Source organism: Chitinophagaceae bacterium (genome assembly GCA_016710165.1).
Classification (GTDB): Bacteria; Bacteroidota; Bacteroidia; order Chitinophagales; family Chitinophagaceae; genus Ferruginibacter.
Window position 1 is genome coordinate 1,512,752 of the sequence record JADJLJ010000001.1, and the last position, 14,251, is coordinate 1,527,002.

11 protein-coding genes and 1 pseudogene are annotated in these 14,251 nt (G+C 44.6%); 5 read left to right on the plus strand and 7 right to left on the minus strand.

Annotation, left to right across the window (positions count from 1 at the left end):
• The first annotated feature begins 73 nt into the window (after nucleotides 1-73).
• Together radC and IPJ02_06580 are read left to right on the plus strand one after the other, a co-directional pair.
• Nucleotides 74-775, plus strand: a complete 702-nt coding sequence (radC, locus tag IPJ02_06575; protein MBK7375211.1) for a DNA repair protein RadC — start codon at nucleotides 74-76, stop codon at nucleotides 773-775.
• 261 nt (nucleotides 776-1,036) lie between these two features.
• The gene (locus IPJ02_06580; protein MBK7375212.1) at nucleotides 1,037-1,348 is read left to right on the plus strand and encodes a four helix bundle protein; all 312 of its coding nucleotides are present in this window, start codon (nucleotides 1,037-1,039) and stop codon (nucleotides 1,346-1,348) included.
• 30 nt (nucleotides 1,349-1,378) lie between these two features.
• Here IPJ02_06580 and IPJ02_06585 read toward each other — a convergent pair whose 3' ends face one another.
• The 7 genes from IPJ02_06585 to IPJ02_06615 all read right to left on the minus strand — a co-directional run bounded on the left by IPJ02_06585 (nucleotide 1,379) and on the right by IPJ02_06615 (nucleotide 10,603).
• A complete protein-coding gene (locus IPJ02_06585; protein ID MBK7375213.1) occupies nucleotides 1,379-1,693 on the minus strand; it encodes a DUF3467 domain-containing protein in 315 nt (104 codons plus the stop codon).
• 77 nt (nucleotides 1,694-1,770) lie between these two features.
• Nucleotides 1,771-2,811: a hypothetical protein gene (locus IPJ02_06590; GenBank protein MBK7375214.1), complete on the minus strand. Its 1,041-nt coding sequence runs from the start codon at nucleotides 2,809-2,811 to the stop codon at nucleotides 1,771-1,773.
• A gap of 79 nt (nucleotides 2,812-2,890) precedes the next feature.
• Nucleotides 2,891-4,432 (minus strand): SusD/RagB family nutrient-binding outer membrane lipoprotein, encoded by a 1,542-nt coding sequence (locus tag IPJ02_06595; GenBank protein MBK7375215.1) that lies wholly within the window; start codon nucleotides 4,430-4,432, stop codon nucleotides 2,891-2,893.
• A gap of 27 nt (nucleotides 4,433-4,459) precedes the next feature.
• Nucleotides 4,460-7,687, minus strand: coding sequence for a SusC/RagA family TonB-linked outer membrane protein (locus tag IPJ02_06600; GenBank protein MBK7375216.1), 3,228 nt, complete (start codon nucleotides 7,685-7,687; stop codon nucleotides 4,460-4,462).
• Between the two features lie 734 nt (nucleotides 7,688-8,421).
• Complete coding sequence (locus IPJ02_06605; protein ID MBK7375217.1) at nucleotides 8,422-9,171, minus strand: hypothetical protein; 750 nt, start codon at nucleotides 9,169-9,171, stop codon at nucleotides 8,422-8,424.
• A 14-nt stretch (nucleotides 9,172-9,185) separates the two neighbouring features.
• Nucleotides 9,186-9,782, minus strand: coding sequence for a helix-hairpin-helix domain-containing protein (locus tag IPJ02_06610; GenBank protein ID MBK7375218.1), 597 nt, complete (start codon nucleotides 9,780-9,782; stop codon nucleotides 9,186-9,188).
• Nucleotides 9,779-10,603 carry a hypothetical protein gene (locus tag IPJ02_06615; protein MBK7375219.1) on the minus strand — a complete coding sequence of 275 codons (825 nt, stop codon included), beginning with the start codon at nucleotides 10,601-10,603 and terminating at the stop codon, nucleotides 9,779-9,781. The genes IPJ02_06610 and IPJ02_06615 overlap by 4 nt, the downstream gene beginning before the upstream one ends.
• A 94-nt stretch (nucleotides 10,604-10,697) precedes the next feature.
• Here IPJ02_06615 and IPJ02_06620 point away from each other — a divergent pair.
• From IPJ02_06620 to IPJ02_06630, 3 genes and pseudogenes are all read left to right on the plus strand, one after another.
• A pseudogene (locus IPJ02_06620) lies at nucleotides 10,698-11,575 on the plus strand (bifunctional 5,10-methylene-tetrahydrofolate dehydrogenase/5,10-methylene-tetrahydrofolate cyclohydrolase).
• Between the two features lie 72 nt (nucleotides 11,576-11,647).
• Nucleotides 11,648-12,229 carry a radical SAM protein gene (locus IPJ02_06625; GenBank protein MBK7375220.1) on the plus strand — a complete coding sequence of 194 codons (582 nt, stop codon included), beginning with the start codon at nucleotides 11,648-11,650 and terminating at the stop codon, nucleotides 12,227-12,229.
• A gap of 77 nt (nucleotides 12,230-12,306) precedes the next feature.
• Nucleotides 12,307-14,241 carry an OmpA family protein gene (locus tag IPJ02_06630; protein MBK7375221.1) on the plus strand — a complete coding sequence of 645 codons (1,935 nt, stop codon included), beginning with the start codon at nucleotides 12,307-12,309 and terminating at the stop codon, nucleotides 14,239-14,241.
• The last annotated feature ends 10 nt before the right edge of the window (nucleotides 14,242-14,251 follow it).

The window sequence follows — 14,251 nt, forward strand, 5'->3', positions numbered from 1 at the left end:
ATTAAATTGATTGCAGGTAAGTGAGATTATGCTGCGAAAGTATCATTTATTTGGATGATTTAATTTCGAAATAATGGAAAATGTCAACAAGCCTTCCACATCCATAAAAAACTGGGCTGCCGATGACCGGCCCAGGGAAAAATTACTCAGCAAAGGCCCTGCTGCCCTGAGTAATTCTGAATTGATCGCCATCCTGATCAATAATGGCAGTAAAACAAAAAGCGCTGTTGAACTGGCCAAAGAAATTCTTACCCTGGGGCACAACAACCTGAATGAACTGGGAAAGCTTTCTCTGAAAGACCTTAAGCGGGTAAAAGGGATCGGGGAGGCGAAATCAATAACCATCGCAGCTGCCCTTGAACTGGGGCGCAGGAGGCAGGCTACGGCCAGCCTTGAAAAACCGGTGGTAAGGTCAAGCAAAGAAATTGCCGGGTATCTGAAAGCACTTATCAAGGACTACCACTACGAAGTATTTGCTGTCATTTTTCTGAACAGGGCCAACAAGATCAATCATTTTGAGGTCATTAGCCGGGGAGGCATCACCGGAACCGTAGCCGACCCCCGGGTAATCCTGAAGAAAGCCCTTGAGGAAGATGCAACATCCATCGTACTTTGTCATAATCATCCTTCCGGCAATTTACAGCCAAGCCTGGCAGATGAGGAACTTACAAAGAAAATCAAAGAAGCCGCCTCCTATATGGATATTAAGGTGATCGATCACATTATTGTGAGTGAAGATGGGTATTACAGTTTTGCTGACGAAGGAATTCTTTAGGAGTCAGGAGCAGTTGGTCAGGAGTCAGGAAATGGCATGTTAAAAGGTTAATGGCTTAAAACTATAGAGTTATGGGATTTTAGGTAGTGTCCTATTTTGAATATTTTGTTACCTGTCATGCTGAGGAACGAAGCATCTCAGGTTAAACAAACGATCCTGATCAGGAGATCCTTCGTTCCTCAGGATGACAATCATTCAAAATAGGACACTACCGGATTTTATAAGGATTTGTTGGCATTTAAAAAAGGCTATGAATTGGCCATGGAAATTTTTATCATCTCTAAAAAAATCTCTCCCGAAGAAAAACATTCCTTAACTGATCAAATAAGAAGATCATCAAGATCTGTTTGTACAAATTTAGTGGAAGCATATAGAAGGAGACGCTATATTAAATACTTCACCAGTAAATTAAACGACTGTGAAACAGAGAATACGGAAACACAGGTGTGGCTTGATTTTTCACATGATTGCAAATACATAACATCAGAAGAATACAATTATCTATCAGCAATAAATGATGAAATTGGAAAATTGATCTGGTATATGATTAATAATCCAGATAAATTCCGTTGAACTCCCGACTCAATACTCCCGACTTAATGACTATGCCTGTGCCGCCGGCCCGCCGAAATTAAACGGGATCTCCACCGCCTCCATATCCTGTATGTTCCCGTTGGCAGCCTCAAATTTCTTTACATTATCGATCATTGCTTTCATAAACCGTTTGGCATGAAAGGGGGTAAGGATGATACGGCTTTTTACCTTGCTTTTGGGCGTACCGGGCATTACGTTCACAAAATCGATCACAAACTCTGCATGACTGTGGGTTATGATGGCCAGGTTGGCATATACCCCTTCTGATACTTCTTCCGAGATCTCAATATTGATCTGGCCGGGTTGCTCTGGTTGGTTGCTCATTTGCTTTTTTTACAAAGGTAAAAACAAAGAGCCTCATATAGAGGCTCTTTGCAAATAAGAAGTTATTTCCTTCTAAATTATCTTGGACCCTGGTACATCCAGGTTTCGTCAAAATAAGCACGTGGACCTACAGGCACAGCAGAAGGATGCACCAACCAATGTTTGATCTTGATATCCTTATTGCCCTGAACAGCATTGATACCGGAAGGGTCTAAAACAGCCCTACGGGTATTGCTTGCTGCGTACAATGGCGGGCCAGTACCAGCAGCAGGGTTACCTCCAGCCGTAGCGGGCTGTGTAGGATCACCATAATAATTCCACAGGTCCGAAATTGCATTTGTAGCAGGGTTGAATGTTATGATCAGGCCATAAGAGCCATAATATGTTCCTGCACCAGCATTATCAAATATGTAACCGGGGATACCACCATTCAGGTCATCGTTACGTACCACACACCTTGAAGCGCCGATGGTAATAAGAGAATATTGCTGGTCACCAATGTATGTGAACGCAGGGTTAGTAATGTCGAGGAATGTTCCGGTCATTATGTAAACACCATCCCAGTCGTTCTTGGCACCGATCTCAACCACCACTGATTTTTGAGTGGAAATCTTTCCGCCTGCATCAGCAGTCATGATCGTAAACCCTAATCCGTATAAAGAACTTGGGTTGAATAAGGTTGCATTCGGAATGGTTATGTATATCTCTTTAGAGAACTCACCTGGTTTGAAAGTGAAGGTTAATGTACCGCCCTGGCCACCAGTCTTAACTCCATCCATCACCAAAGAGTACCAGGCAGTTGGCATTTGAATATAGGCAGGGTTTGCAGCCCTTACAGCAGCTGTATCGTCCTTTACCGTAACGATCATGGTCTTATTAAGTTCAGACTCATTTGGTATATCACGGCGCAATTCAACTGCCAGAATTGTATTTGGAGTCGGAACGAAATCCACTGGCTTTTTCGAAACTGAAGCAGGCGTTCCGCCATTGATGATCTTTACCAGGGTTTGCCCGGCATCACCCATGGGAGTGGATAATTTTGTTTTTTTACAGGCACTGAAAGCTAAAGCTCCTATGGCGAGGATCGCTATATGCCTTGATAATTTTAAATATTTCATATTGAGTGATTTTGTGTGTTGTTTACAAAATTTATGTAATAAACCATCCCGCCAAAACGGGATGGTTTAATAAAAATCATTAAGGCTTATCCCACCATACACGGCCATCCTGTGTATCTCCCCCGGTGATCCTTGCGGCGGCGGCTTTTGTTTGTGCATTGTTAAGACTGTAGTCGTTAACACCATAAACATAACGGCGTACGATCTGCTTTCCTGCATTGGTGGCAAAACGGGTTCCTTTTAAGTTTGGTACACCTGTTCTCCTCCACTCTGCCCAGCCTTCATTACCATTAGGATAAGCGGCAACCCAGCGCTGTAAAGCGATCCTGGCCAGTTTAGATGTTGTAGCTGCGTCCTGTACATTATTATCAGCAGCCCTGAACTGGTCATAAGGTGCAGTGCCAGCCCCGATATTACCCGGAACGCCACCACCTGTATTATAGTTGGCCGGGCCGGAAAGATAACCACCAGGCATAGCAACACCCCATTGGTCAAAAGAAGCAGCTATAGCGGCATTGTAATCAGCTTCAGCAGCTGCAGTACCCCCAGGGATCCAACCTCTTTCATAACCTTCTGCCCTTGTTAAAAGAACGGTAGCAGCAGGTATAATAAATGTAGGAGAATTGTCGGCTCTTTTGCTGGCTGCCAATACCCTTGACTGCCCGTTACCTACACTGTTTGAGAAAGATACAGCCAGGTCCCTGGTCAAACCATAAGGGAAAGTAACGGCGTTTGTTCCATAAACAGACTGGCGGGTATCGCCTAATCCATTTAACACATCACCCAGGGTTTTGCTCTCTGCATAGTCATCACGTGCCTCATAAGTAGCAAACCATGGATTTTTAAATGCCCCACCCGGGAAATTTAAAGTAAAATTATCTGCATTGGAAGTGATAAGACCACCAGGTGCATTGGCTGCTTCAGCAAATGCAACGGCTGCTTTTCCGCCGGCTGCAGGATATACCTTGGTAAGGCGCATAGCCATCATCAGGCGCATACTGTTAGCCACTTTTTTCCACTTGTCGGTATTGCCATTATAAATGATGTCGCCTTTGATAGGAGCACCAATGTCAAACCCGGCAGCAGCTTCCTTCAGTTCTTTCATCATATCAAAATAGATGTCTTCCTGCAGGTCGTATTTAGGAGTAAAGTTTCCGGCACCTTTCAGCGCTTCGCTGTAAGGAACATCTCCCCAACGGTCGGTATTATACCAATGAATAAATGCCTTCAGGATCCTTGCAATACCGATCTGGTTGTTATTAGAACCATAAGCAGCAGCAGTTCCGGGATTAGCGATATTGAAATCAATGATCGTCTGGCAATCCTGTAAAGGACCAGAATAGTTGCCACCCATTTCCAACTGAGGCAATGAATACAGAGATACGTCGGTGTATTGGTTCTCTGAAACATATTGTGCATAGGTTGTTGTACGTGTACTTGTACCAAAACCACCCAATTGCGAAAGCACGTTTGTGAGCAATGCGGAAGGGATCGGGTTTGTGATACCGTTGGGATTCTGGTTGATATCCCCAAACTCGCTGATTTTAGCACAGCCCGTTCCCACAACCGCCAGGGCGAAGAGGGAAACTGAAGCTAATGTTTTAAATGATTTATTTTTCATTTTATAGAAGTTTTAAGGTGATTAAAATTAGAAACCAAGTTTTAAGTTAACACCGAATGACCTGGTTCCGGGCAGCTGGCCATCCTCACCATAAGGGTTGCTGATCTCAGATGGATCGAAGCCCCTGGTTTTGGAATAGATCAGCCATGGGTTACGTGATACCACGGAGAAAACAGCTGTTTTAACATATCTGCCAACTCCCAGTTTATCAACCGGTACTTTGTAACCAATACTTAATTCCCTTAACTTAACAAAAGTCAAATCATAAACACTGTTCTCAGAAATGCTGTTAGACCTGAACTGCTGGAAATAAGTCTGAGCAGGTACATAATAATCAACAGGCTTTCCGGTAGCGTCTACACCAAATACGTGAACACCACCACCATCAGCAACCGGGTCACGAACAGGGATACCCTTATCGTTCAATTCGGCTGTACGGGCTGTCAGGCCTGAGAAAGTACCCCAGAAATCAGACAGGGAGAAGAATTTACCACCGTAAGAGTAGTCAATATTAACATTGATGGTGAAATGCTTGAACAGGTTAATGGTATTCTGAACACCACCAGTGTATTGCGGCAACACAGAACCAAATTTGGTGTCGGCTTCACGAATGAACAAACCAGTTGAAGTTAACTGGGGAGTTCCGTTTATCTTTTTGATACCACCACCAAACATCTGGCCCCATGGCTGTCCTACTTCATTCACTGCATAAGCAGAAGAAGTTCCGGAGAATGCACCGGTAGATATTGCCAGCCTGTTGATGCCAGGATAGATACTTACCACCTGGTTCTTGGTTATATATCCCCATGCACCGGTAATTTCCCACTCAAGATTTTTTGAAACGATCGGCTTAACAAATGCGGTAACATCCCAGCCTTTTTTAGCAACCTCACCGGCATTAACTGAAACTGAACCAAAGCCAGTTTGCTGAGCCACCCCTACGTTAACAGGGAAATTTTTGTTTGTCCTGTCCCAGTAAGTTACGTTGAAACCTACACGGTTCTTCAGGAAACGCATTTCAATACCCAATTCTTTTTCTACGTTGGTAGCTCCCTGCAATGCCGGGTCAACCAGGTTATTAGGCACTGTGGTCAGGAAGTTTCCAATCCACTGGTTAACACCAATTGTATAAGTAGAGTTTAACTGGTAAATTCCCAAAGTATTAAGACTTTGACCGATCGAACCCCTGATCTTACCATAGCTTATGAATGGTATGAAATTCTTGGTCAGGTCACTGAATACAAATGAAAGACCACCGGATTTAGAATCAATGTATCCTCCGGCAGGCTCAGTTGAAGTATAGTCCCTGCGGTAAGAACCTTCAATGAAGAGGTAGTTACGGAACCCGATATCAGCCCGGATGAACAAGCCCCTGCGGGTGAATTTCTGGCGGGTATTTCCGTAGTTGATCGGTGATCTTGAGTTGCTCAATGCATATAAACCAGGAGCATTCAGACCGTCCATCGTATTTGCATTTATACCCCTGAAATTTGTTTTCAAGACATCAAAACCGGCATTGGCATTGATCTGGAAACTCTTGATCTTTTTAGAATAAGAGATCAAACCTTCATAGTTCTGACGGTCACTGAAGGTGTTGGTAGTTCCATAAGCGGCCCTGGCATTACCCTGGTAAGGGTTAAAAGACATCTGGTTTGCACTTGATTCAAGTTCACTCCTGTAAATTGTCTCACTATTAGTGGTCAATTGCTGCTTACGATAAGTAGCTTTCACTTTCAGGTCATTGGTGAGCTTGTATGTTAATGACACATCACCAAAAAGCCTGTCTCTCCTCTGGTCATTCTGGATATAATCAAAATACTGGTAGAAGTTGTACCAATAGTTACCACCGTAGAATTTAACAGGTGCAGCAGCGCTGTAACCGTCGGGGTTTCCGTGGTTCCAGCTTGACAGGATACCCTCAGGGCTCTTCAAACCTCTTAATTCTTTCATCTTGCCCATATCTATATTACGATGGAACCATGAACCGAATGAGCCGGTGGTCTGGTTAGAATAACCATCATCGCTCTCTGTATTCCTGTTCTCTGCAATGTAATTGAAGTTTACACCAACAGTCCAGCGTGAACTTAATTCTGCAGTCATATTTGCATTTAAAGTATGACGCTTCAGGTATTCAGTTGGGGTAATACCTTTAATATCCAGGTTAGTGTAAGAAACCCTGAAACTAAGATTATCCATAGCCTTAGAGAAACTTACGTTATTTGTTTTGGTAACACCTGTTTCCCAGAAATCACGAATGTTTGTAGGTTGAGGTGTAAGTTTAGCTGTTTTGAAAGCATATTCACTTCCGGCATACCATGCATACCATGGAATATATTCCTGTCCGGCGATACGTGGACCCCAGCTGGCGTCATCCGTATAATCATGATAGTATTTGCCATCAAGTGCTTTCCAGCCTTCTGGCTGACCAGCTTTGTACTTGTATTGGAGAAAGTCGCCAGAAGCACCACCAGCATATGAATTCTGATAGTCTGGTACAATGTATACTTTATCAAATTGTACGCCTGTGTTAACTTCCAGGCCTATTCCTTTAGCACCTTTTTTAGCTTTTTTCAGTGTTATTACAACTGCACCGTTAGATCCGTCAGGACCAAACAGGGCTGCAGCAGCCGGGCCTTGTAATATTGAGTAATCCTCAACATCGTCCGGGTTGATGTCTGCGCCGCTTGGCATGATCGTACCATCTACAACGTATAAGGCACCTCCACCTACACCAAGACCGTTTTCACCACGAAGACGAACGGTAGTTTCAGCACCCAATTTAGCTGCAGACTGGCTGCGCACCTGGGCACCGGCCACTTTACCGGCCAACGCGTTGTTAACGTTTGTCTGGCGGATGGTGTTCACCTGGTCGCCACTTAAGTTCTGAACGTTAGATGAAGTACTTCTTGCTGTACGCCTGATACCGAAGGCACTTGTTACAACCACTTCTTTCAATTCTGAAGTAGCGCCTTTTTCCAAAACGGTGTTTAATACGTTTTGGGTTCCAACAGGAACTTCGGCATCTTTATAACTGGCTCCGGAAATAACCAGAATTGCACCCGGGTTAACTCGGATAGAGTAAGCTCCGTTTGCATCAGCAGAAAGACCAGATTGAGTTCCTTTTATCTTAATTGTTGCAAAAGAAACCGGGTTACCGTCTATATCAGTAACCTTACCGGTCACCACCCGGCTTTGGGCAAATGCCAATACTCCACAGAGCATGAGCATTGTAAACAGTGTTAAAAATCTTCTCATGTGCATTTAGATTGAGTTTAATGATGTGTAAAAATAAGGATAATTTCTTAACGTCAAAATAATGTTAAATTAATTTCCTTTCTATTTCTATCTCTTTATTGGACAGCCTACGGTGCCAAATAGCTGCATTAATCGTGAAAATTGTTAAAATTTATACAAGAGCTGCAGTTTCAGTTCGCTTTTCAGGTTGCCCTTGATTTCATCAAGACCGCTCCCAATAAGACTTTTATCACTAAAAACTGTTTGTGCCCACCGGGCCCAGGCAGACAGCCTTTTCCCGAAATCATAATTAATATTTATATAATACCTGTAGCCTTTATCATAAAAAACAGGGATGGAATAACTATATAACACATCGTTTTCATAGGCATAGAGCCGGCTGTTGTAACCACCTGTTTCAAAATACAGCAGCCTGAGCGTTCCGGAGTATGGTTTTAAGGCCGGTTTATACAGAAAATCGAAGAAGATCAGTACTCCCTGTTCGGCCGCCGGACCATCCCGGTCAAACCATACTACTTCAGTCCTGTTCCGCAGGGTTACTGCACGGCTGACCCGGTAACTGATCTGTGTTCGCCAGTTCTGCCTGGCCTGCTGCAGTACAGGAGAAAGGGGAAGGTTACCAGGATTTTCGTTTACCGGCTTTGATTCTGCATGGTAACGGGTATAGATCTCCAGATGCCTGTGGGGCCTGTACGTGACCTGTAGCAGGTAATCTGAACCAATTGAAGGTGCATCTACCCGGTATTTAAGCCGGGAAATTCATAAAGGTCAGCATAAGCATCTACCTGCCATGAATTACCCGGCCTGAGGGTAAGGCCGGCATAAAAGCCATTTTCATTCACTGGCTGCGTGCTTTCTGTAAATGCGGCTGTATAAAGCGATTGATACGACCTTGAGATGTTGCGGTATAATAAGCTCAGGTCTGCCACAGAAGACACCGAGATGATCAGGCCATTCACAAATGCTTTGCTAAAAGAAGAGCTGAAGGCTGCTTCCCCGAAAAAGTGAAAATTCTTAAACGTATAACTGTAATCAAGACTGTAATTGCCAAAACTGCTGCCTGAAAGGGAATATCTGTTATACGGTTCGCCAGACCGGATAAGCGGCAACCTGAATTTATAGTGAATGCCGTTTACGCCGATATGAATTCTTTTATACCGGTAAGAAAAATTACCTCCCCATGCAAACTGGCGCTGGATCCCCTTATCACCGGATTCACTTTTTGTGCGGTGATAACCGGATGTTTGCAACGATGATATATGATCAAACCGGTTCAGGGAAGTATCAGCAACAAAATTTGCATCCAGTTTCCGGTAAGAAATAAACGCTGTTAGCTGCCATTTACTCCTGGCAAGTGTTATGCCGGCGCCCCGGTGAAAATTGATCTCCCCGGCCGAACTGTATGGCCGTAAGACCTCTGATTCCCGCTTGATACGGATCACCTCCGTACTTTTTTTAAAAGCAAGGCTTTGCCATTGTGTCAACCCCTGTCCCAGGTTTACGACTGTTCGCCGGCATCTTTCTCTGCAACGATCCCGTACTGCAGTAAATCCTTACAGGCGTATTTATACCTGAGCAATATCTTTTGCGGTGAGCCGGGATAAAAATTTGTTGCAGAAGATGAGTCAGCCAGATAACCTGCTGACCTTTCCAGCACCTGCGATGCCCTGATCAAAATACCATGTTCGCCTTTTTTCAACCGGCTGCTGAATGCATTCAGCATTTCAAACTCCGAACCAACGGTTACGTATGGCCTGAGTTTCTGAATGGTTTGCAGGTCCCAGCCAGGTATGGCCTGCAGTTCGTGAACATCAATGAATCTGCCAACTAGGTTCCTGTACAGGATAAAATGCTGAACCTGGATAGGGGTAAGTATCCCCAGTTCTTTCAGCGCAGGTTCATCGGCCAGGTTCAGGTTAACAGGGTTCTTTAAAAACTGCTGCAGTTGCTGCAGGTAAGAATCATCTTCGGTTTCAACGTCTTCATTATTTGCTGTACTGTTTTCCAGTTGCTGCTCCGTGGTTGTTTCCTGCACCTGTGCACGGATATGCACAAACAGAAAAAGAAAGATGATCATGAAAAAGGTTTTTCTCATTCTTCCTTTTTGTTGAAATGGACGATCAGTAAAATGCCCGGGGAAAGACCCAGTTGCGGATGATAGCCGGAAGAAATATCCAGGCGGAAATTTTTCCATCCCACCCCGGCACCTGCATAAGCCGAGGTGGCCGCACTTGTAAAACCCGCCCTTGCAAAAAACTTTTTTGCAAAATGGTATTGCAGCCCTGCAATAACCGTAACGGGTTTATCTTCTTCCTTACTGATCTCAGCAGCAATAAAAAAATCATCCGAAGCATCATAGCCCAGCCCTGCTTTAAAAGCCGAAGCCAGTTTTTCTTCCTTATCCTTACCTAAGTTTCCACCAACAGGATTATACACATGAATGCCGGCATTCAGCTTACCTGTCAAATGCAGCATCGCCCCGATCTCAAAATTCAGGGCCGAAGCATTGCCATAAGCCGGAACCCGGTAACCATAATAATTGAATTGAACGCCCAGGTCAACCAAATTTCCCAATTGCCGGGCATAAGCCAGCCCGATCTTGTTTTCATTGAAATTCCTAAAACCTGCATACCTAAGTTGTACCCCAAAATTCCCAAGCCGGGTTGGGTATGCTGCAGCAAGCGTATAAGCGCTTGTTTCTTTAAGCATGAACCTTCGTTCAGCAAACACACCTGCGCCAGGCTGTTTTTCCTGTGCAAGAGCGGCCTGGTTTGCGGTGAATGACAGGGCATCGGTTTGTTGCCGGCTGTAAGCCGACAAGTTTATATAGGGCTGTGCAATTGAATACCGGAGCGATTGAGCAATTACCGGCAAAAGACCAGGTACACAGAAGAGGAATGATAAAGCGATCTTCATATTTATTGAAGCAGGGTAACGTGCCCGGCAAAATAAAATACATCTCCTCCAACCGGCAGGGGAAAATCAACCAATAGTTGTGTATTTTTGCCCCATGCAAATTTTAGATGGCAGGATCGTTTCCCAATCCGTTAAAGACAGGGTGAAAGAAAAAGTAATTCTCTTTAAAAAGGCGGGTAAAAAACGCCGCACCTGGCAGCTGTTTTAGTAGGCACCAACGGCGCCAGCGAAACCTATGTGGCCAGCAAAGTAAAGAATTGCGAAGAAGTCGGGTTTAAAAGCAGCCTCATCCGTTTTGATGAGAACATCTCAGAATCAGCGTTGATCGCATCGATCGAAGAACTGAACAATGATGATGACGTGGATGGTATTTTAGTGCAGCTTCCCCTGCCCAAACAGATCAACGAAGAAAAAATCATCAACATCATTCACCCCGGTAAGGATGTGGATGGGTTTCACCCCATGAGCGTGGGTAAAATGGTACAGGGATCACCCACATTCATTCCTGCAACCCCTTACGGGATCCTGCTGATGTTGGAACATTATAAAATTGAAACCAGCGGTAAACATGCGGTGGTGATCGGCCGCAGCAATATTGTTGGCAGGCCCATCAGCATCCTGTTAAGCCGGAATACGTATCCGGGCAACTGCACCGTAACCGTTTGTCACAGCCGTACCGCCAACCTGAAAGAGATCTGTTTACAGGCAGACATCATTGTGGCCGCACTGGGTATTCCGGAATTCTTAAAAGCAGATATGGTGAAAGAGAATGCCGTGGTGATCGATGTGGGCATCACCCGTGTACCGGATGCAACAAAAAGATCGGGCTTTGCCATCAAAGGTGATGTTGATTTTGCCAATGTATCTCCCAAATGCAGTTACATCACCCCGGTACCCGGCGGCGTGGGTTTAATGACCATTGCCGCATTGCTGATGAATACATTTACCGCGTGTGAAAACAAATATCAATAAGGGTATAACATTTTTATCCCCCGCAATCAAATGACCCGATCAGAAAAATCCGGCACTGTTCCTCTTCCCGTAATGGAACACTTCTATACGTTGCAGGGAGAGGGGTATCACCAGGGCAAAGCCGCTTATTTCATCCGCCTCGGCGGCTGTGATGTGGGCTGCGTCTGGTGCGATGTGAAAGAAAGCTGGGATGCGGAGAAGCATCCTTTATTGAAGATTGAAGATCTGCTGTTTAATATTGAACAGACGCGGGCAAAGCTGGTTGTGGTTACAGGCGGAGAACCATTGATGCATAATTTAGATGTACTTACTGCTGCATTACAGGCAAAAGGCTTTGAAACAAATATTGAAACATCCGGCGCCCATCCATTGAGTGGTAGCTGGAACTGGATCTGCTTATCGCCCAAGAAATTCAAAGCACCCTTGCCTGAAATTTTGCCGCTGGCAAACGAATTAAAAGTGGTGGTGTTCAACAAATCTGATCTTGAATGGGCCGAACAATATGCGGCATTGGTATCGCCGGGTTGCAGGCTGTACCTGCAGCCGGAATGGGATAAAGCATCCGTTGTAACCCCCCTGGTCATTGATTACATCAAGCAGCACCCGCAATGGGAACTGTCGCTTCAGATACACAAGTACATCCATGTACCTTGAAGGAAATGTTATAATTCATGCACAAAGAATAAAACGGCATTGTTTTCGTTTTACCTTCACTCACCGAATTCATACAGATGCAAAACAAGAAGTCTTATATCTTCCGCATAATTTTTTCATTCTTCATTTTTAATTTTTCATTCTTAACAGCCACCGCCCAATGGTACGACCCCGACAAAGTGAATCAAAAGGCCGGAGAACTTTATGGCAGGGCCTATGAAGAAGCCACCGAAAGAAAATACACCGACGCCCTGAAACACCTCAACGAAGCGCTGGCCATTGAACCAAAGTTTGTGGACGTATTCTTATCCCGGGCAGGTATCTATGCCGACATGAAGAATTATGCAGCCTCTGTTGCCGATTTTGAGACCGCCCTGCAAATGGACCCGGTCTATTCAAAAACCTATTTACTCCCCTACTCCATTTCGCTGGCGGGCATTGGGAAATTTCAGCCCGCACTGGATGCAGTGAATGAATTCTTATCCAATCCAACCCTCAACCCGCAAAGTATAAAAGCGGGCAATTACCGCAGATCTACCTATGTCTTTGCGGTGGAATATGAAAAAAAACACCCGGTAAAGGATTATGTTTTTGCCCCGCAGAATTCAGGCGACAGCATCAACTCACCTGCATTGGAATATTTTCCTTCCCTTACCATTGACGGAAGCAAAATGATCTTTACACGACGGGTGAATAATGATGAAGATTTTTATGAAAGTAATTTCATCAATGGAAAATGGAGCAATGCAAAACCATTGGAAGGAAAAGTAAATACCACGCTGAATGAAGCTGCGCTGAATATTTCGCAGGATGGACAACTGCTTGTTTTTACAGGATGTAATTATCCCGAAGGCGAAGGAAGCTGTGATCTTTATTTTTCGGTACGCACAAACAAGGGCTGGAGTGAGCCACAGAACCTGGGACCAGTGGTGAACACTGATCTCTGGGAATCTTCTCCTTCTTTATCGCCCGATAAAAGAGACCTGTACTTTTCCAGCAGCCGTGCCGGTGGTTTTGGCGGAACGGATATCTGGGTAACACATCGCCTGGCATCAGGCAAATGGAGTGTTCCAGAAAATTTAGGAGAGGCCGTAAATACAAGTGGCAATGAAGGTTGTCCCTTTATGCATGCCGATAATCAGACACTTTACTTCAACAGCAATGGCCACACCGGTTACGGAATGTCTGATTTTTTCTTCAGCAAAAAAATAAACGACAGCAGTTGGATGATGGCCGAAAATTTAGGTTACCCCATCAATACCATCGATGACGAAGGCTCCCTGATCGTGGTGGCAGATGCACGGACAGCTTACTATGCCAGCGACAAGGGCGACAGTAAAGGCGGGATTGACATTTTTTCTTTCCAGTTAAGAGAAGACATCAGGCCCTTAAAAACATTGTGGGTTAAAGGAAAAGTGTTTGATAAAAAAACAAAGGCAGGTCTGCCCTCGGCGGTTGAACTTACCGATGTAAAGACCAGGAACCTGGTCAGCAGGATACAAACCGATGAAGAGGGGAATTACCTGGCAACATTACCGGTTGGAAAAGAGTATGCATTCAACGTGAACCGCAAAGGATATTTATTTTATTCCGATAATTTTTCTGTACTTGAAAATAAAATGGATTCTGTTTTTACCGTTGATATTCCATTGCAACCGATCGAAGCCGGTGCAACCATTGTGCTCCGGAACATCTTCTTTGATACAAAGAAATTTGACCTGAAACCCGAATCAACCGGCGAACTGGATAAACTGGTGATGCTGCTGAACGAGAACCCAAAACTAAAGATCCAGATCGACGGGCATACCGATAATGTGGGCCAGGATAAAGACAACCTGTTGCTATCCAACAACCGGGCAAAGGCCGTGGTTGGTTATTTACTGAACAAAGGAATCAATCCTCAACGATTAAGCTATAAAGGATTTGGAGCCGGTAAGCCTATGGCAGATAATGCTACCGAAAAAGGGAAATCCCTCAACCGCCGGACAGAACTTTCCGTTGTGAGCAACTGATTTTTCTATT

Excerpts from the sequence above, each read along its gene's own strand:
- IPJ02_06630 (MBK7375221.1), top strand. The coding sequence starts at position 12,307 with ATGCAAAACAAGAAGTCTTATATCTTCCGCATAATTTTTTCATTCTTC.
- IPJ02_06610 (MBK7375218.1), bottom strand. The coding sequence starts at position 9,782 with ATGAGAAAAACCTTTTTCATGATCATCTTTCTTTTTCTGTTTGTGCAT.
- radC (MBK7375211.1), top strand. The coding sequence starts at position 74 with ATGGAAAATGTCAACAAGCCTTCCACATCCATAAAAAACTGGGCTGCC.
- IPJ02_06600 (MBK7375216.1), bottom strand. The coding sequence starts at position 7,687 with ATGAGAAGATTTTTAACACTGTTTACAATGCTCATGCTCTGTGGAGTA.
- IPJ02_06580 (MBK7375212.1), top strand. The coding sequence starts at position 1,037 with ATGGAAATTTTTATCATCTCTAAAAAAATCTCTCCCGAAGAAAAACAT.
- IPJ02_06625 (MBK7375220.1), top strand. The coding sequence starts at position 11,648 with ATGGAACACTTCTATACGTTGCAGGGAGAGGGGTATCACCAGGGCAAA.
- IPJ02_06615 (MBK7375219.1), bottom strand. The coding sequence starts at position 10,603 with ATGAAGATCGCTTTATCATTCCTCTTCTGTGTACCTGGTCTTTTGCCG.
- IPJ02_06595 (MBK7375215.1), bottom strand. The coding sequence starts at position 4,432 with ATGAAAAATAAATCATTTAAAACATTAGCTTCAGTTTCCCTCTTCGCC.
- IPJ02_06585 (MBK7375213.1), bottom strand. The coding sequence starts at position 1,693 with ATGAGCAACCAACCAGAGCAACCCGGCCAGATCAATATTGAGATCTCG.
- IPJ02_06590 (MBK7375214.1), bottom strand. The coding sequence starts at position 2,811 with ATGAAATATTTAAAATTATCAAGGCATATAGCGATCCTCGCCATAGGA.